At 64.3% G+C, this 16,759-nt stretch carries 13 protein-coding genes; 5 read left to right on the forward strand and 8 right to left on the reverse strand.

Going from position 1 to position 16,759, the window contains the following annotated elements; translation table 11 throughout:
- Positions 1-18 precede the first annotated feature (18 nt).
- The 3 genes from ypfJ to ACY34H_RS20050 form a co-directional block, all read right to left on the reverse strand.
- Entirely contained in the window at positions 19-885 is an 867-nt protein-coding gene (gene ypfJ, locus ACY34H_RS20040; RefSeq protein WP_464979223.1) for a KPN_02809 family neutral zinc metallopeptidase, read from the reverse strand.
- Between the two features lie 82 nt (positions 886-967).
- Complete coding sequence (gene coq7 / locus ACY34H_RS20045; RefSeq protein WP_464979224.1) at positions 968-1,615, reverse strand: 2-polyprenyl-3-methyl-6-methoxy-1,4-benzoquinone monooxygenase; 648 nt, start codon at positions 1,613-1,615, stop codon at positions 968-970.
- 184 nt (positions 1,616-1,799) lie between these two features.
- Positions 1,800-2,246 carry a hypothetical protein gene (locus ACY34H_RS20050; RefSeq protein WP_137316099.1) on the reverse strand — a complete coding sequence of 149 codons (447 nt, stop codon included), beginning with the start codon at positions 2,244-2,246 and terminating at the stop codon, positions 1,800-1,802.
- A gap of 275 nt (positions 2,247-2,521) precedes the next feature.
- On the opposite strand from ACY34H_RS20050, the gene ACY34H_RS20055 reads away from it, so the two are divergent.
- The 4 genes from ACY34H_RS20055 to ACY34H_RS20070 all read left to right on the forward strand — a co-directional run bounded on the left by ACY34H_RS20055 (position 2,522) and on the right by ACY34H_RS20070 (position 8,099).
- Positions 2,522-3,412, forward strand: coding sequence for an ABC transporter ATP-binding protein (locus ACY34H_RS20055; protein WP_464979225.1), 891 nt, complete (start codon positions 2,522-2,524; stop codon positions 3,410-3,412).
- Positions 3,413-3,421: 9 nt separating this feature from the next.
- Positions 3,422-7,003 (forward strand): ABC transporter permease/M1 family aminopeptidase, encoded by a 3,582-nt coding sequence (locus tag ACY34H_RS20060; RefSeq protein WP_464979226.1) that lies wholly within the window; start codon positions 3,422-3,424, stop codon positions 7,001-7,003.
- Between the two features lie 113 nt (positions 7,004-7,116).
- Positions 7,117-7,623: a hypothetical protein gene (locus tag ACY34H_RS20065; protein WP_464979227.1), complete on the forward strand. Its 507-nt coding sequence runs from the start codon at positions 7,117-7,119 to the stop codon at positions 7,621-7,623.
- Between the two features lie 32 nt (positions 7,624-7,655).
- Entirely contained in the window at positions 7,656-8,099 is a 444-nt protein-coding gene (locus ACY34H_RS20070) for a DUF3597 domain-containing protein (protein ID WP_464979228.1), read from the forward strand.
- Positions 8,100-8,141: 42 nt separating this feature from the next.
- Here the strand turns inward: ACY34H_RS20070 and ACY34H_RS20075 are convergent, their stop codons facing one another.
- From ACY34H_RS20075 to ACY34H_RS20095, 5 genes are all read right to left on the reverse strand, one after another.
- Positions 8,142-9,680, reverse strand: a complete 1,539-nt coding sequence (locus ACY34H_RS20075; protein WP_464979229.1) for a methyl-accepting chemotaxis protein — start codon at positions 9,678-9,680, stop codon at positions 8,142-8,144.
- 242 nt (positions 9,681-9,922) lie between these two features.
- A complete protein-coding gene (locus tag ACY34H_RS20080; RefSeq protein WP_464979230.1) occupies positions 9,923-12,601 on the reverse strand; it encodes a DNA topoisomerase III in 2,679 nt (892 codons plus the stop codon).
- Positions 12,602-13,025: 424 nt separating this feature from the next.
- A complete protein-coding gene (locus ACY34H_RS20085) occupies positions 13,026-13,502 on the reverse strand; it encodes a Smg family protein (RefSeq protein WP_464979231.1) in 477 nt (158 codons plus the stop codon).
- A gap of 54 nt (positions 13,503-13,556) precedes the next feature.
- A complete protein-coding gene (dprA, locus tag ACY34H_RS20090; RefSeq protein WP_464979232.1) occupies positions 13,557-14,723 on the reverse strand; it encodes a DNA-processing protein DprA in 1,167 nt (388 codons plus the stop codon).
- A gap of 7 nt (positions 14,724-14,730) precedes the next feature.
- Positions 14,731-15,825 (reverse strand): LysM peptidoglycan-binding domain-containing protein, encoded by a 1,095-nt coding sequence (locus tag ACY34H_RS20095; RefSeq protein ID WP_464979233.1) that lies wholly within the window; start codon positions 15,823-15,825, stop codon positions 14,731-14,733.
- A 383-nt stretch (positions 15,826-16,208) separates the two neighbouring features.
- On the opposite strand from ACY34H_RS20095, the gene def reads away from it, so the two are divergent.
- Entirely contained in the window at positions 16,209-16,748 is a 540-nt protein-coding gene (gene def / locus ACY34H_RS20100) for a peptide deformylase (RefSeq protein WP_464979234.1), read from the forward strand.
- Positions 16,749-16,759 lie beyond the last annotated feature (11 nt).

Genomic DNA, 16,759 nt, shown 5'->3' on the forward strand with positions numbered 1-16,759 from the left:
GCCTGAAGCCGGGTTGCACTACAGCTGCCGCGCCTTGAACGTATCGCACTGCGCCACGTCGCCCGACTCCAGGCCGGTGCGGAACCAGCGCGTGCGCTGCGCCGAGGTGCCGTGCGTGAACGAATCGGGCACCACATAGCCCTGCGCCTGGCGCTGCAGCGCATCGTCGCCGATCGCGGTGGCGGCCGACAGCGCCGCTTCCACGTCGCCCTGCTCGAGGATCTGGCGCGAGCGGTCGGCATGGAACGCCCATACGCCGGCATAGCAGTCGGCCTGCAGTTCCAGCCGCACCGACAGCGCGTTTCCTTCCGCTTCACTGGCGTTCTGCTGCGCCTGGTGTACCTGGTCCGATACGCCCAGCAGGTGCTGCACGTGGTGCCCTACTTCATGCGCGATGACGTAAGCCTGCGCGAACTCCCCGGAAACCTGGAAACGCTCCTTCATCAGGCGGTAGAAGGCGAGATCGATGTACACCTTGCGGTCGGCCGGACAGTAGAACGGCCCGGTGGACGACTGGCCGGTGCCGCACGCGGTGGAAGTGCGGCCGGTGAACAGCACCAGCGTGGGCGGCTGGTATTGCGCGCCCTGGGCGCTGAACAGAGCGCCCCAGGTATCCTCGGTGTCGGCCAGCACCGTCCTCATGAAGCGGGTTTCGGTGTCGTTGGCGGTGGCCTTCGGCCCGGTGGCCTGCTGCTGCGGCGCGCCGCCGTCCGCCATGCCCAGCAGGGTCAGCGGATTGACGCCGAAGACAAAGGACAGGATCAGCGCGATGACGACGCCGCCGATCGACAGCGAACCACCGCCAAAGCTGAATCCTCCGCCCCCGCCGCCACCGCCGCGGCGGTCCTCGACGTTATCGCTTTCCCGGTTGCCTTCCCATTTCATGATGTTTCTCCGTGATCATTTTGATCACACTATACGATGGCGAGCGCGGCACGCTGCGCATGTTAACGTGCGGCAATACCGATCAGATGTGGTACGTGGTACCCGTCATCAGCTTCGACATCGCCGTCATGGCGACGCGCACCGGCAGCGGGGTCTGCGCCGCGCCCATTTCCTGCGCAGCCTTGCCGTGCGCGATCTCGTCGATGCGCATCTGCTCGACGATCGCGCGCGACTTGGCATCGCTGGCGGGCAGGCTTTGCAGATGGCTTTCCAGGTGCTTCTCCACCTGGCGTTCGGTCTCGACCACGAAACCGAGGCTGTGCGGATCGCCCATCCTGGCGGCCATGGTGCCCAGCGCATAGGCGCCGGCATAGAACAGCGGCGCCAGCACGCTGGTCTGCGAATTGAGTTCCTTCAGCCGCTGCGCCGTCCAGGCCAGGTGGTCTTCTTCCTCGCGGCTCGCTTCCTCGAACTTCTCGCGCAGCGTATCGCTCTTGGCAAAGCGCGCCTGCGAGTTGTACAGCGCCTGCGCCATCACTTCACCCACGTGGTCGACGCGGATCAGGCCGGCGCTGTGCTTGCGCTCCTCGTCCGTCAGCGTGGCGTCGTCCACGTGCGCGGCCGGTGTCGGACGCGAGGCGGAGGCCACGCCGGCCAGCACGCGCAGCGCCTTGTCGGTGCTGCAGATGAAGCGGTCGAGGGGGGTATGGAAATGGAATTTGGAGCTCATGGCAGGCGATCCATCTTGTTCGGACAAGCAGATTATAAAGGCCGGCCAGCGGGGCAGGCCGCACGATGGGCGGGACAAATCGTCCCAGCGGAGCGCCCCCGGCAGCAGATGGAAACGTCGCCCGCTCGAAGGCGTTATTCGCCTTCTCGTGGACGAACAATTTTTCGGTGCCCGCTCGAAGTCGTTATTCGCCTTCTCGCAAGATGCGCTGGCGCTCGATCCAGTCGGCTACCGGGCCGCGCACGTCGAGGCCGGAAAAATCCTTGGCCACGCCCAGGTTCAGGCCCAGCAGGAAGGGGATCGACTCCACCGGCACGTGCGGCAGGTAGTCGCCGAATGCCCGCGTGAAACGCTTCGAGTCGAGCACGGCGACCACGCCCTCGCCACTCATCCATTGCAGGATGCTGGTGATGCTGTGGCCGGGGCCGATCGAGCGGTAGATGAAGCGGTTGAAGGCCTTGTCCAGCTTCTTGAAGTCGAGCGTTTCCTTCGTCATCAGCGTGGCCAGGTAGCACAGGCCAAGCGCCAGGCGAAAGAAATCCGTCGCCTCCCCGGCGGAGAGGCCGCAGCGCGTGACCGTCAGGATCTGTTCCTGCAAGGCGCTATCGAGTTTGCTGTTCTCATGACTCATGGCGCAACTATATCGCAAGCCCGATCGGGCAGCACGATCCTGGCCCGCCACGTTTTCCACCTTGTCACCAGCGGTTGCGCTTGCTACCCTTGGCCACCTTTCAGCTCGACAGTAAGAACCGGCTCGGCCAATCCCCCGTTTGCGCACTCTGGCGCCCGGATTGCGCGGGCTGTCGCAAGGCGGCAACCCTTATGTCGACGATTCAATACAATGCTGTACAAAGGAACGGATGGCAGCGACGGCTCCATGCTGCGCCGCATAACCCAGGAGTAAGCATGGAACTACGCATCCGCAACCTGTCGAAGACCTACGCCAACGGCGTGGTCGCGCTGGACAACATCACGCTGGCCATCCCGGCCGGCATGTTCGGCCTGCTGGGGCCGAACGGCGCCGGCAAGTCGACGCTGATGCGCATCCTCGCCACGCTGCAGGAATGCGATACCGGCTCGGTCTTCTTCGGCGACCTCGACGTGCTCGACGAAAAAGACGAAGTGCGCCGCCGGCTTGGCTACCTGCCGCAGGATTTCGGCCTGTACCCGAAAGTCACCGCCTATGAACTGCTGGATCACTTCGCCGTGCTGAAGGGCCTGTCGCACCGCACGCGCCGGCGCGAAGTGGTCGACGGCCTGCTGCAGCAGACCAACCTGTTCGACGTGCGCAACCAGAAGCTGGGGACCTTCTCCAGCGGAATGCGCCAGCGCTTCGGCATCGCCCAGGCCCTGCTGGGCGACCCCAGGCTGATCATCGTCGACGAGCCGACCGCCGGCCTCGATCCCCAGGAGCGGGTGCGCTTCCACAACCTGCTGTCCGATATCGGCGACGAGCGCACCGTGATCCTCTCCACGCACATCGTCAGCGACGTGGCCGACCTGTGTTCGAACATGGCCATCATCAACAAGGGGCAACTGCTGCTTACCGGCGCCACGCAGGAGCTGATCGATGACATCAGCTGCAAGATCTGGGCACGTTTCATCGACAAGCGCGAGCTGGCCTACTTCCAGCAGCGCCACACGATCATCTCCACACGGCTGCTGTCCGGCCGCACGCTGATCCACGCCTACAGCGACGACGACCCGGGCGATGGCTTCGAGGAAGCCATCGGCGACCTGGAAGACGTGTACTTCGCCACCATCGCCGGCCGCCATGCGGCCGACGCGTGCGACTGAAAGGGCGCCATGCTGGAAATCGCGCTGTTCGAAGCGAAGCAGCGGCTGCGGCTGCTGTCGACGTGGGTGTACTTCCTGATGTTCCTGGCGCTGGCGATGCTGTGGATGGCCGGCGCCGGCGGCGTGTTCAAGGAGTTCAGCCTGACGTTCGGCGGCAAGGTGCTGATCAACGGGCCGCGCTCGATCATGCTGGCCGCCAGTGTGCTGGGCAGCTTCGGCGTGATCGTGATTGCCGCCGTGATGGGCCGCGCGGTGCAGCAGGACTTCGAATACGACATGCACCACTTCTTCTTCTCGGCGCCGCTCAGGAAGTTCCAGTACATGTTCGGACGCTTCCTTGGCGCCTGGCTGGTGCTGGTGGTGATCTTCTCCAGCATCCTGCTGGGCATCCTGCTGGGCCACTGGCTGCCGGGCATGGACCCGGAACGGCTCGGCCCCTTCAGGCCCGAAGCCTACCTGCTGCCCTACGTGCTGATCCTGCTGCCGAACCTGTTCATCTTCGGGGCCATCTTCTTCGTGCTGGCGGCGCTGACGCGGCGCATGCTGCCCGTGTACATCAGCAGCGTGGTGATGCTGATCGGGTATATCGTGGCGCCCGGCCTGGCGCGCGACCTCGACTACAAGATGGTGGCCGCGCTGATCGATCCGTTCGGCACCGCCGCGCTGCTGCGCCTGACCGAATACTGGCCGATCGCCGAACGCAGCACGCGGCTGGTGCTGCCTGAAGGGGTGTACCTGCTGAACCGCGCGATCTGGTGTGCGTTCGCGCTGGTGGCGCTGCTGCTCGGCTACTGGCGCTTCCATTTCGTCAGCACCGTCGACAGCCACGGCGCGGCGCGCGGCGAAGGCGATGTGCCGCTGCGCATCAGCGCTGCCGCCACGCGCACCGCCGAAACGCCCGATTTCGCGTCGCGCAGCCTGACACTGCTGCTGTTCAAGTTCAGCTGGATGAACCTGCGCGAAACGGTGAAGAACGTGTACTTCTTCGTGCTCCTGCTGGCCGGCGTGCTGCTGATGTATGCCAGCGCGCTCGAGCTGGGATCGATGTGGGGCACCACCACCTACCCGGTCACGTACATGGTGATCGAAACGATGTCGCAGGCGTTCGCGCTGGTGATGCTGGTGGTAACCACGTTCTACGCGGGCGAGATGGTATGGCGCGAACGCGAGCACCGGATGGCGCTGATGCTCGATGCGCTGCCGGTACCGGGCTGGCTGCCCATGGCGTCGAAGCTCATGGCGCTGGTCGCGCTGCAGGCGCTGCTGCTGTTGCTGGTGATGGCATGCGGCATGTCGGTACAGGTGTTCCGCGGCTATTTCCATCTCGAACCGCTGCAGTACCTGCATAACCTCTACGCGGTGCAGCTGCCGTTCTATGCGCTGCTGGCGGTGCTGGCGATCGCGATGCAGGTGCTGATCGGTCACAAGTACGTGGCGTTCTTCGTGATGATCCTGTACTACATGGCCACCATCGTGATGCCGACGGCGGGCTACGACCATCCGATGGTGCTGTATGCGTGGACACCGCCGATGCGCTATTCGGACATGAACGGTTTCGGCCACTACCTGGTGCGCGAGCACTGGTATCACCTGTACTGGGCCGGAGCGGCGCTGATGCTGGCAGTGGCCACGCGGGTGTTCTGGCCGCGCGGCGCCAATGACGAATGGCGCACCCGCCTGCAGCTGGCGCGCCGCGCGCTGACCCTGCCCGTGCTGGCCGGCTTCGGCATCGGCTTTGCCGTGATGGCGACGACCGGCGCGATCCTGTATTACAACCTGAACGTGGCCAACGAATTCCAGTCGCCGTTCCGGCGCGATGCCCACCGCGCGGACTACGAACGCAAGTACAAGGCCACGGCCGGTCTGGCGCAGCCGCGCATCACCGACGTGGCGCTGCGCATGGAGATCATGCCGGCGCAGCGCCGGCTGGTGGTCAAGGGCCGCTACCTGCTGGCCAATCGCGGCGCGGTGCCGATCACCTCGGTCCTTGTCAGCATCGATCCCCAGGCCGAGCTGCGGCCGCTGGCGTTCGGCACCGGCAGCCGCGTCACGCTGGCGGACCGGGAACTGGGCTTCTATCGCCATGCCCTGGCGCAGCCGCTGGCGCCGGGCGCCACGCTGCCGCTGGACTTCGAGATGTCCTGGGCGCCGAACGGCTTCTTCGGCCTCGGCAAGGACACTCCGGTGCTGGCCAACGGCACCTTCTTCAACAATACGATCCTGCCGCACATCGGCTACCAGCGCGACCGCGAACTGAGCGATCCGCGCGACCGCAAGCGGCACGACCTGCCGGTACAGGACCGGGCGCTGCCGCGCGACGACCCGAAGGGCCTGGCCAGCAACATGCTGGGCAGCGATGCCGACTGGGTGACGTTCGATGCCGTGATCGCCACGGATGCGGACCAGACCGCGATCGCTCCCGGTACGCTGGAAAAGGAATGGACGAAAAACGGCCGCCGCTGGTTCCACTACCGGATGGACAAGCCGATCCTGAATTTCTATTCGTTCCAGTCGGCCCGCTACGTGGTCAAGCACGACTGGTGGCAGGACGTCGGCATCGAGATCTACTACCATCCCGGCCACGAATACAACCTGGACCGGATGACGAAAGGCGCGAAGGATGCGCTCGATTACTACACGCGCAATTTCGGGCCCTACCAGCACAAGATCCTGCGCATCGTCGAGTTCCCCCGCTACCGGTCCCATGCGCAGTCGTATCCGAACACGATTCCGTTCTCGGAAGGCATGGGCTTCATCGCCGAAGTGGACGACCGCGATCCGAAGGACATCGACTATCCGTACTACGTGACGGCGCACGAGCTGGCCCACCAGTGGTGGGGCCACCAGCTGGTGGGCGGCAATACGCGCGGTGCCACCGTGCTGTCCGAAACGCTGGCGGAGTATTCCGCGCTGATGGTCATGAAACGCACGTTCGGCCCCGGCCGCATGCGCCGCTTCCTGCGCTACGACCTGGACATGTACCTGCATGGCCGCGCCATGGAGAACAAGAAGGAGCTGCCGCTGGCGGACAATGAGGACCAGGACTACATTCACTACCGCAAGGGCAGCCTGGCGATGTACCAGCTGCAGGACGTGATCGGCGAGGAACGCGTCAACGCGGTGCTGCGCGGCCTGCTGAAGCAGTATGCCTACCGTGGCGATCCCTACCCCAGCGTGACTGCGCTGGTGGACGGGCTGCGTGCCGTGGTGCCCGCGGCCCAGGCTTACCTGATCGACGACCTGTTCAATGCGATCGTCCTGTACGACAACCGCGCGCTCGAGGCCACGGCGAAGCGCCGCGCCGACGGCCGCTATGAAGTGCGGCTGACCATGCACGCGGCGAAGCTGCGCGCGGACGAACTGGGCGCCGAAAAGGAAACCCGCCTGGCCGACCTGATCGACATCGGCGTCGACGACGAGGACGGCAAGCCGCTGCTGCGCGAACGCCGCCTGATCGATCGCCGCGAAAGCACGGTCACGCTGGTCGTCGCCGGCCGGCCGGCCCGGGCCGGCATCGATCCGGACAACAAGCTGATCGATCGCAAGCCGGACGACAACATGATCGCCGTGGACATGGCGGCACCGCAATGATGGAACGGAGCGCGGCGACGGCGGTTATCGCTGCCGTTGATAGTTAAGCCGCGAACAGACCCGCGCCGCGATCGACGCTATGCTGGCGGCTGTCCTTCACTCAGGAGACGGCAATGGCATTCGATCTCGGCAATCTGTTACAGCAATATATCGGCGGGGCCATCGACCCCGCCCGCGCGGAACAGGATTTCCCGCAGGCGGCACAGCAGGCGCCGCGCGGCGCAGTTGCGCAAGGTGTCACCGAAGCGCTCCGTTCCGACCAGACCCCGCCGTTCGCACAGATGGTCAGCCAGCTGTTCGGCCGCAGCGACCCGCAACAGCGTGCCGGCATGCTGAACCAGCTGCTCGCCAGCGTCAGCCCGGCCATGCTGGCGGCGCTGGCCGGGGGCGTCGGCAACCTGTTCGGCCAGAACGGCCAGCCCCAGGTGACGCCGGAGCAGGCGGAAAAGATCACGCCGCAGCAGGTGGAGGAAATCGCCACCACGGCCGAGCAGCACAACCCGGGCATCGTCGACCGCATCGGCGATTTCTATGCCGAGCACCCGCAACTGGTGCAGGCACTGGGCGGTGCCGCGCTGGCGATCGTGCTCGGCAAGATCGCGCAAGCGAACCGCAACTGATCCAACCCACTCATCCTTACAGGAGGCATTCCATGGGTATCCTCAGCAATATCTTCCACAAGATCTTCCCTTCGTCGCACCCGGCCGTGGCACAGCAAAAACAGGCACCGGCACCTGCCGCCGCCCCCGCGGCAGCGCCGCAGGCCGCTCCTGCTTCGCCGGCCACCGCGACCGCGGCCCAGTCGCCGGCCGCGCCGGCACAGCCTGCCGCATTGTCGGAAGTGGATGTGGAAGCGATCCTGAACGGCAAGGCGCAGCAGGCAGGCCAGCCGCTGAACTGGCGTACCTCGATCGTCGACCTGCTGAAACTGCTGGACCTGGACAGCAGCCTGCAGGCCCGCAAGGAACTCGCACAGGAACTGCACTACACGGGCGACACGGGCGATTCGGCCAAGATGAACGTGTGGCTGCACCGGCAGGTGATGAACAAGCTGGCCGCCAACGGCGGCAAGGTGCCGGCCGACCTGAAGGATTGATACCGCCGATGGCGGTGGCGCGGGGATCCGCCGAAGCAGGCCTCACGCCACCTTGAACACGGCCACCACGGCCGCCAGCGCTTCCGCCTGCTGCCGCATCGATGCGGCGGCGGCGGCGGCTTCCTCGACCAGCGCGGCGTTCTGCTGCGTCACGCCGTCCATGTCGGCGATGGCCCCGTTCACCTGCTCGATGCCGGCGCTCTGCTCCGCGCTGGCGGTGGTGATTTCGCCCATGATGTCGGTCACGCGCTGGATGCTGTGCACCACTTCGGCCATCGTTTGCCCGGCCTGCTCGACGAGCCTGCTGCCAGCGTCGACCTTGCCGACCGAGTCGCCGATCAGCGTCTTGATTTCCCTGGCGGCGGCCGCCGAGCGCTGCGCGAGGTTGCGCACTTCGCCGGCCACGACGGCGAAGCCGCGCCCCTGTTCGCCGGCCCGCGCCGCCTCCACGGCGGCATTCAGGGCCAGGATATTGGTCTGGAACGCAATGCCATCGATGACGGCGATGATGTCGACGATTTTCCTGGCCGACGCGTTGATCGATTCCATCGTCCGCACCACTTCGCCGACCACCGCGCCGCCGCGCACGGCGACTTCCGAGGCGCTGACGGCCAGCTGGTTGGCCTGGCGCGCATTGTCCGCGTTCTGGCGTACGGTCGACGTCAGCTCTTCCATCGACGATGCTGTTTCCTCCAGCGCGCCGGCCTGCTGCTCGGTGCGTGCCGACAGGTCCATGTTGCCGGCCGCGATCTGGCTCGATGCGCTCGACATGTGCTCGGTGCCGCTGCGTACCTGGGTAACGATGCTGGCCAGCCCGTCGTTCATCGTCTTCAGCGCGCCCAGCAGGCGGCCGGTCTCATCGCTCGACGTGACGGCGATATCGCTGCGCAGGTCGTTGTTGGCCACGCTGGAGGCGATCTCCACCGCCCGGTTCAGCGGCACCACGATGCCGCGCGTCAGCCACCAGGCGCAGAACGCCCCCAGCGCCAGCACGAAGGCGCCGCACAGGATCAGGAACCGGCGGTTGCCGCGGAACTCTTCGTCGATATGCACTGCCTGCGCATCGATCGCCCTGCGCTGCAGTTCCAGCAATTCGTTGAGGATGCCCTGGTAGGCGGCGGCATCGGGCTGGAACGTCTTCATCAGCACTTCGTCGGCCTCGTCGAACTTGCCTTCCTTCTTCAGTGCCACGATCCTGTCGCGCGAACCGGTGTAGCGCTTGCGCGCCTCGCCGATGCGCGCAAACGCTTCGCGTTCCGCCGGCGTGGCCAGCAGTGCTTCGACCTTCTTCTGCAAGCCGTTGATTTCCTTCGTGGAGTTGGCGAGGTCTTCGGCAAAGAACGCACCCAGCGACGGATCGCTGCTCTTGGCGATCGCCGACGTCCGCCGCACGCTGGTGTGGATCAGCCGGTACCAGTCGCCGACCATGCGCTCCTTGGCCAGCGGCTCGCGCATCATGTCGCGCGTTGCGTCGGCAACGGCCTGCATGTGGTAGATGCCGAAAGCGGTCATCAGGATGGTCATGGCGAGAACGAGGCCGAAGCCCGCGGCGAGGCGGGTGCCGATGGTCAGATTTTTCATGGAGAAAAGCACGCGAGGTGCGGATGAGTTGCCTGAAAACGCAGCAGTCTATCACATGCTTACTTGCCAGACGGCAATTTTAAACGAAGTGTCGCGTGGCATCCATACCGGCAATTACAGGCAATTGCCATTGTCTTGGCATGATACTTACAGGTGTTATATGGACTATCAGCAGCCTGCGCCGAAAAGCGAAACGGGGCCGCAGGGGCCCCGTTTCGTCCTGCCGGACCAGCTGGTTCGGCTTACTCCGTCGGCACGGCCTTCTTCGCCGCCGCCTTCTTCGCCGGCGCTTTTTTCGCCGCCGTCGTCTTCGTCGCCGCCGATTTCGCCGCAGCCGTCTTGGTGGCCGCGGCTTTCTTCGCCGCCGGCTTCTTCGCCGGTGTCGCCTCGTCGGCCTGCGTTTCCGTTCCTTCCGGCGCAGCGGCCGCCTTGCCCTTCGCGGCCGGCTTTTCCTTGCGCGGCTCGAATTCAAAGCTGATCTTGCCATCCTTGCCGCGCACGAGGAAGGCCTTGAACGGCCGGCGCGTGCGCTGCGAGACAAAGCCCGGCAGCAGGTCGGTCTTGCCTTCGTTCAGCAGCTTGGCCATCTGTTCCGGCAGGATCTCCTGCTGCAGGATGATGCGGCCGCTGCGGAAGTCGCACGTCTTCGGCTTCGCCACGCTGTGCTCGCAAACATAGGCCAGGCCCATTTCATACACGCCGCCGTTGCACTTCGGGCACGGGCCCAGCGCTGTCTGGCCGGTGAAGTCGACGCCTTCGCCATCCTCGCCTTCGTCGTCGTTCTGGCCGAAGTCGAATTCGAGCTTGAAGTTGTTGATGTCCTCGTCGCGCGCGATGCGCAGGATGGCGGCGAACGGCCGGCCCATCTTCGAGCGGAAGCCCTGCAGCGGACCGATGGTGCGGTTCTTCAGCAGCTCTTCCACCTCGGCGATTTCAAACTGCCGGCTGCCCGGCGTCTTCGTCATCGAGAATTCGCACTTCGTGCAGGCGAAGCGGCGGTAGTTCTCCTTGACCACGCCGCTGCAGTTCGGGCACGGCGTTACCAGCGTCGCATATTCGCCAGGGATCGTGTCGTTGTCGTATTCCTTGGCGCGCTTGACGATAATCTGCGTCATCTGCGCGATCTCGCGCATGAATTCCTCGCGCGAGATACGGCCCTTTTCCATCTGCGACAGCTTGTATTCCCACTCGCCGGTCAGTTCCGGCGCGGTCAGTTCGCTGACACCCAGGCCGCGCAGCAGCGTCATCAGCTGCGATGCCTTGGCCGTGGACATCAGTTCGCGGCCTTCGCGGATCAGGTATTTTTCCGTCAGCAGGCCCTCGATGATCGCCGCGCGCGTGGCCGGCGTGCCAAGGCCCTTGCCGGCCATCGCATCGCGCAATTCATCCGAGTCGACCAGCTTGCCGGCGCCTTCCATCGCGGACAGCAGCGTCGCTTCCGTGTAGCGCGCGGGCGGCTTCGTCACGAGGCCGTTCGCATTGACCTTGTCGGTATGTACCTTCTCGCCCTTGGCCACCGGCACCAGGTTGCCGCCACCTTCCTTGTCGTCGGTGGTGTCCTTGCCGTACACGGCCAGCCAGCCGGGGTTGGTCATCACCTTGCCCTCGGTCTTGAACTGGTGGCCCGAGACTTCGGTGAAGCGCGTGGTCACCTGGAATTCGGCGGCCGGGAAGAACACGGCCATGAAGCGGCGCGTGACGAGGTCGTACAGCTTCTGTTCCGGCTCCGACAAGCCTTTCGGCGCGATGCCGGTAGGGATGATCGCGAAGTGGTCCGAGATTTTCGTGTTGTCGAAGATGCGCTTGTTCGGCTTGACCCAGCCCTTGTCCAGGATCTGCTTGGCGAACTGGTGGTAGTTGGGGTTTTGCTTGACGACTTCCAGCGTGGACTTCACGGTGGGCAGGTAGTCCTCGGGCAGGTGGCGCGAATCGGTACGCGGATAGGTCAGTACCTTGTGCTTCTCGTACAGCGCCTGTGCCAGGCCCAGCGTGTTCTTGGCCGAGAAGCCGAAGCGGCCGTTGGCCTCGCGCTGCAGGCTGGTCAGGTCGAACAGCGCGGGCGCCATCGAGGTGGTCGGCTTCGATTCCTCGCTGACGATGCCCGGCTTGCCCTTGCATGCCAGCGCGATCGAATCGGCGGCCGCCTTGCTCCACAGGCGCTCGGCCCGTTTCTCCGGATCGTTCTCGTCCTTCTTGAAGCCCGTGTCGAGCCAGCGGCCTTCGTACACGCCGGCGGCGCAGACGAATTCGGCGCGTACTTCCCAGTAATCGCGCGGCACGAACTTCTTGATCTTCTCGTCGCGCTCGACGACGATCGACAGCGTCGGCGTCTGCACGCGGCCCACGGTGGTCAGGTAGAAGCCACCCTCTTTCGAGTTGAAGGCCGTCATCGCGCGGGTGCCGTTGATGCCGATCAGCCAGTCGGCTTCCGAACGGCAGCGTGCCGCGTCGGCCAGCGGCAGCATTTCGTCATCGCTGCGCAGGTGCGCGAAGCCATCGCGGATCGCGTTCGGCGTCATCGACTGCAGCCACAGGCGCTTGACCGGCTGCTTGGCCTTGGCGTTCTGCGCGATCAGGCGAAAGATCAGTTCCCCTTCGCGGCCCGCGTCGCATGCGTTGATGAGGGCCGTGACATCTTTCCGCTTGATCAGTTTGTTCAAGACCTTGAGACGGCTCTCGGTCTTGGCGATCGGGTTCAGCGCGAAGTACGGCGGGATCATCGGCAGGTGCGCGAAGCTCCATTTGCCGCGCTTGACGTCGTACTCTTCCGGCACCGCGATTTCCAGCAGGTGGCCTACAGCGGACGACAGCACGTATTCTTCGGACTCGAAATACTCATCGTGCTTCGTGAAGCCGCCAAGCGACTTCGCGATATCGTTCGCGACAGAAGGCTTCTCGGCGATGATGAGGGTTTTGCTCATGATTGTTGTTCTCGGTTTGCTTTTGCTTGGTTGCTGCGGGGGCCAGCGTCGCGCGCGGCGCGTCGGCCGGCCTCCGGGGGTATGGCAGGCGCATGATACATGGGCATCGCGCTTCGTGCCGGATTTTTCGCCCCGGGCATTATTGTCAAGGGGCCAATCATAATCGCGCAGGCGGGAAAACCGCAAGCATCCACACCAATGCAATCCGGCCGCAAAGGCGGCCGGCGGGAATACTTGCAGATATTTATTTTCAGTGATGGGCCCGGGAAGACGGGAATGCGCCGACGGCCGATCCAGGCACTGCGAACGAGCGCTGCATCAGGACAGCAGCAGCGGGAACAACTTCAAGGGAGCCACGAAGGCAAGCGCGGCAAGCGCACCATGGACCGCGGCGGTTCCTGCGTGCCACGGCTGGCGGCAGGGATCAGTGCAGCAGGCGCGGCGCCTGTTCTTCGTCCGAGCCGAACAGGTCGTCGAACATCAGCGCGTCCGGCTCCTTGCCCTGGCTCCACAGCAGCATCAGCACGATGATCTTCAATTTGCCCAGGTTGACGGGCGATTCCTCGAGCGCCAACGCGCGCTCGATGACGATTTCGCGTTGCAGCGGAGACAGCACGCGCGCGCTTTCCAGGAACGCGATAAAGCCGATGGCTTGCGTGCCAAGAGCATCCTGCTCTTCTTCGACGTAGAACCGCGTGCCGGTCGACGAGGTCGCCGATGTCTGTTCGACACCTGCCATCTCGCCGGCCATCTCGGTCAGGTCGTTCAGCCAGACCAGCGCCTCGGAAATCTCCACGTCGTCGAAACCGACAGCGGAAAGCTTCTTCGCCAACGCAGCCGGTTCGGGGCATGCATCGGGGCGATAATAGGTCTCGTAGAGATAAACAAGGATGTCGAACATGGCGCTACTCTATCAGCATAAATCGGCGCGGCACAAGACCCGCACCCTTGCTTTTCACCTTTTGAGTCGCTGAAAAACACCACCTGGCAACCGTTCCACAACACCTGCTAACTCTAGTGCAAGCAAACTTGCCTGAGTGTCAGCCGGATCGAGATTCAGCCTTGCCGCCAGTTCATCGGCGGGCACTGGATCGTACGTCAATGCGGCTAACAACACATCGGCCGCCTGCGTCAGTTCTTCGAGTATCGCTTCCTCGCCGCGAACATGCCCGATACCGAATGCTTCCAGGATATCGTGCACCGTCTCGACCAGCCTGGCGCCATCGCGTATCAGCTTGTGACAACCTTTCGCCAGTGACGAATGAATCGATCCGGGAATCGCGAACACATCGCGACCCTGCTCGTTGGCAAGACGCGCGGTGATCAGCGAGCCCGATTGCTCCGCCGCCTCGACCACCAGCACGCCACGCGACAGGCCGCTGATGATGCGGTTGCGGATCGGGAAATTCTGCTTGCGCGCGGGCGTGCCCAGCGCGAATTCGCTGAGCACGCAACCGGCTGCGCGGATGCGCGCATCGAGGGCCGCGTTCGATGCCGGATACCTCACGTCGATGCCGGTGCCGACCACCGCGACGGTCGAGCCAGGGCCTGCCAGGCCGCCCTGGTGCGCGGCGGCGTCGATACCGAGCGCAAGACCCGACACGATCGTGAAGCCGGCCTCCGACAAGGCACGCGCGAAATTGCCGGCGTTGGCCTTGCCCTGCTGCGTGGCAGTGCGGCTGCCGACGATGCCGATCGCCTTGCCATACAGCAGCGCGAGATTGCCCTGCGCATGCAGCAGCACCGGCGGATCGGCAATCTCTTTCAGTTGCGGTGGATAGGCTGCGTCATTCAGTGTCAGCAGATGATTGCCTGGCTGGCTGGCCCAGAGCAATGTGGCTTCGGCGACCGCGCGTGCGCGCGGTGCGAACGGCGCGGCGATGGCTGCCGCCGGCAACTCGACACCGACGCCGGCGAGACGCTGTTCGCGTGCCGCTTCGATCACGGCGGGCGCCGTGCCGTGCGCTCGTATCAGTTGCGCGGCCGCATGGCGCGGCAGGCCCGGCATCATCGCCAGGCGCAGCCAGGCCAGCAGCTCATCAGCACCGGAAGCCGTGCAATGCATGCTGCAATCGGCGCCCGTTCCAGCGCCATGCGTAAAGAGGGTTTCCGTGGCTTGCACGGCGGGGTCACTCCGGAGTTCTGGCGACGTCGCCCACCACCACCGGTTCGGTCGCCTGCATGATCAGGCCATACGAAATGCGCTTGAACACACGAAAGATAAACAAGGTGCCGACCTGTTCGTCCGGCAGCTTGACCTGTGGGTTGCCGAGGTTGTGCCAGCCTTTGCTGGCCGACTTGTCGGTGACCGTCTGCCCGACATGGTACAACTGGAGGGTGGCACCGACGTCGAGCCCATCAAGTTTTCCGCGATTGATCGAGACCACGTGGTTCTGGCCCGCGTGCACCACGCCGTCGTAAATGGCCAGCACGCGCGCCTCGACCGGCACCGCCGGCGGGTGTGGCACGTAGTTCTGCATCGGCACCGGCTCGGTACGCATCAGCTGGTCGCCCACGCCCATCTCTTCCCTGGCGCCGGTGACGAGGAACGTATGCACGTCCGTGCCGGGCGCAGCTTCCTTCTGCAATGCCAGCGTGCCGAGGTATTGCGCCTCCTGTCCCACCACGGCCTTCGTGACCGGGTCGCGCAGCGCCTTGCCTGGCCGGAAGACCTGGAACGAGGTGGCACCCTTCAGGCTGCCGCGCACATAGGCCTTGTCATCCTTGCCGAGGAATACCCGGTTGCCGGCGGTGGCGACGATGCGCGGCGCGTCCTTCAGCTCATCCGCCTCGACGATCAGCGGCTGCGCCAGGAACGGTTCGATGGCACCGGGCGGAATGGCGGGAATGGCATCCTTGCCCAGGCCCTCGGTACGCGCCTGCGGCGACAGCTTCGCCACCCCGGAATCGCTGCTGCCCAGCTTGTTACCCAGCCGCAGGCGCCCGGCGACGCGGTCGAACCAGATGACCTGGCCGGGATAGATCCAGTGCGGATCGGCGATCCCGGCACGGTTCATGCCCCATACGTGCGGCCAGCACCAGGGCTTCTGCAGGAACGTTCCGGCGATATCCCACAGGGTGTCGCCCTTGGCGACGATATGCTGGTCCGGCGCGTTCGCCCGGAACTCGCAGCGGGCCTCCTGCGCGGCAGCGGCCCCGGCGGTGGTTCCGCAAAACGCCATCGCGGCCAACAGGCGCGCCCCGACTGTGCTAAAATTTTTCATTGAATATGTCCGTTGATTCGGCACCAAAAACGCCCGGTTATTGCTTCTTCGACGCTTTTTTCTCAATACCGTTTTTCCCATATCATTTCTTCCATATTGCTTGACGAAGTCACCATGGGAGAAAGCGAAGTGTTCGAAGAAGTTGCCGAACGGAATCATTCTGCCCAACTTACCCTGAGCTGACAAGCCGAATAACGCCGCAATGCGTGTTGGCATGATTCAGGCGTTGCTTTGTTGTATGGCCGAATCGTGAACGAATCGACGACATCCATGACGCCTGCTCCAGCATGTTTTTACAGTGTTAACTGCATCTTTCACTGAAGCCTGCGTTTTTAGTACTCTGCTACTGCCATCCCGCTTCCAGCATTCATATCAGATCACCCATGTCGAAACTGAACATCCTCCGCTATCCCGACCCGCGCCTGACCAAGGTCGCCAAGCCCGTCACCGTGTTCGACGAGCGCCTTGCGCGCCTCGTTGCCGACATGGCCGAGACGATGTACGACGCACCCGGCATCGGCCTGGCGGCCACGCAGGTCGACGTGCACGAGCGCGTGATCGTCATCGACATCAGCGAAACCAAGGATCAGCTGACCGTCTTCATCAACCCCGAAGTGCTGTGGGCCAGCGACGAGAAGCAGGTCTACGACGAAGGCTGCCTGTCGGTGCCCGGCATTTACGACGATGTCGAACGCCCGGCCAAGGTCAAGGTGCGTGCCCAGAATGAAAAAGGCGAGTTCTTCGAAGTGGACGCGGATGGCTTGCTGGCGGTCTGCATCCAGCATGAAATGGATCACCTGATGGGCAAGGTATTCGTCGAATACCTGTCGCCGCTCAAGCGCAACCGCATCAAGACCAAGCTGCAGAAAGAAGAGCGCGGCATCGAACGCGAGCGCCAGTTGCGCAGCGCTGCCCGCCGCTGAACGGGCGCCCG

The sequence above is a fragment of the Pseudoduganella sp. jia 9 genome, assembly GCF_055502615.1.

Coding starts and splice junctions, on each gene's coding strand:
- ACY34H_RS20070 (WP_464979228.1), top strand. CDS start 7,656: ATGGGTATCCTCAGCAATATCTTCCACAAGATCTTCCCTTCGTCGCAC.
- ACY34H_RS20060 (WP_464979226.1), top strand. CDS start 3,422: ATGCTGGAAATCGCGCTGTTCGAAGCGAAGCAGCGGCTGCGGCTGCTG.
- ACY34H_RS20050 (WP_137316099.1), bottom strand. CDS start 2,246: ATGAGTCATGAGAACAGCAAACTCGATAGCGCCTTGCAGGAACAGATC.
- ACY34H_RS20075 (WP_464979229.1), bottom strand. CDS start 9,680: ATGAAAAATCTGACCATCGGCACCCGCCTCGCCGCGGGCTTCGGCCTC.
- coq7 (WP_464979224.1), bottom strand. CDS start 1,615: ATGAGCTCCAAATTCCATTTCCATACCCCCCTCGACCGCTTCATCTGC.
- ypfJ (WP_464979223.1), bottom strand. CDS start 885: ATGAAATGGGAAGGCAACCGGGAAAGCGATAACGTCGAGGACCGCCGC.
- ACY34H_RS20095 (WP_464979233.1), bottom strand. CDS start 15,825: ATGAAAAATTTTAGCACAGTCGGGGCGCGCCTGTTGGCCGCGATGGCG.
- def (WP_464979234.1), top strand. CDS start 16,209: ATGTCGAAACTGAACATCCTCCGCTATCCCGACCCGCGCCTGACCAAG.
- ACY34H_RS20080 (WP_464979230.1), bottom strand. CDS start 12,601: ATGAGCAAAACCCTCATCATCGCCGAGAAGCCTTCTGTCGCGAACGAT.
- ACY34H_RS20055 (WP_464979225.1), top strand. CDS start 2,522: ATGGAACTACGCATCCGCAACCTGTCGAAGACCTACGCCAACGGCGTG.
- ACY34H_RS20085 (WP_464979231.1), bottom strand. CDS start 13,502: ATGTTCGACATCCTTGTTTATCTCTACGAGACCTATTATCGCCCCGAT.
- ACY34H_RS20065 (WP_464979227.1), top strand. CDS start 7,117: ATGGCATTCGATCTCGGCAATCTGTTACAGCAATATATCGGCGGGGCC.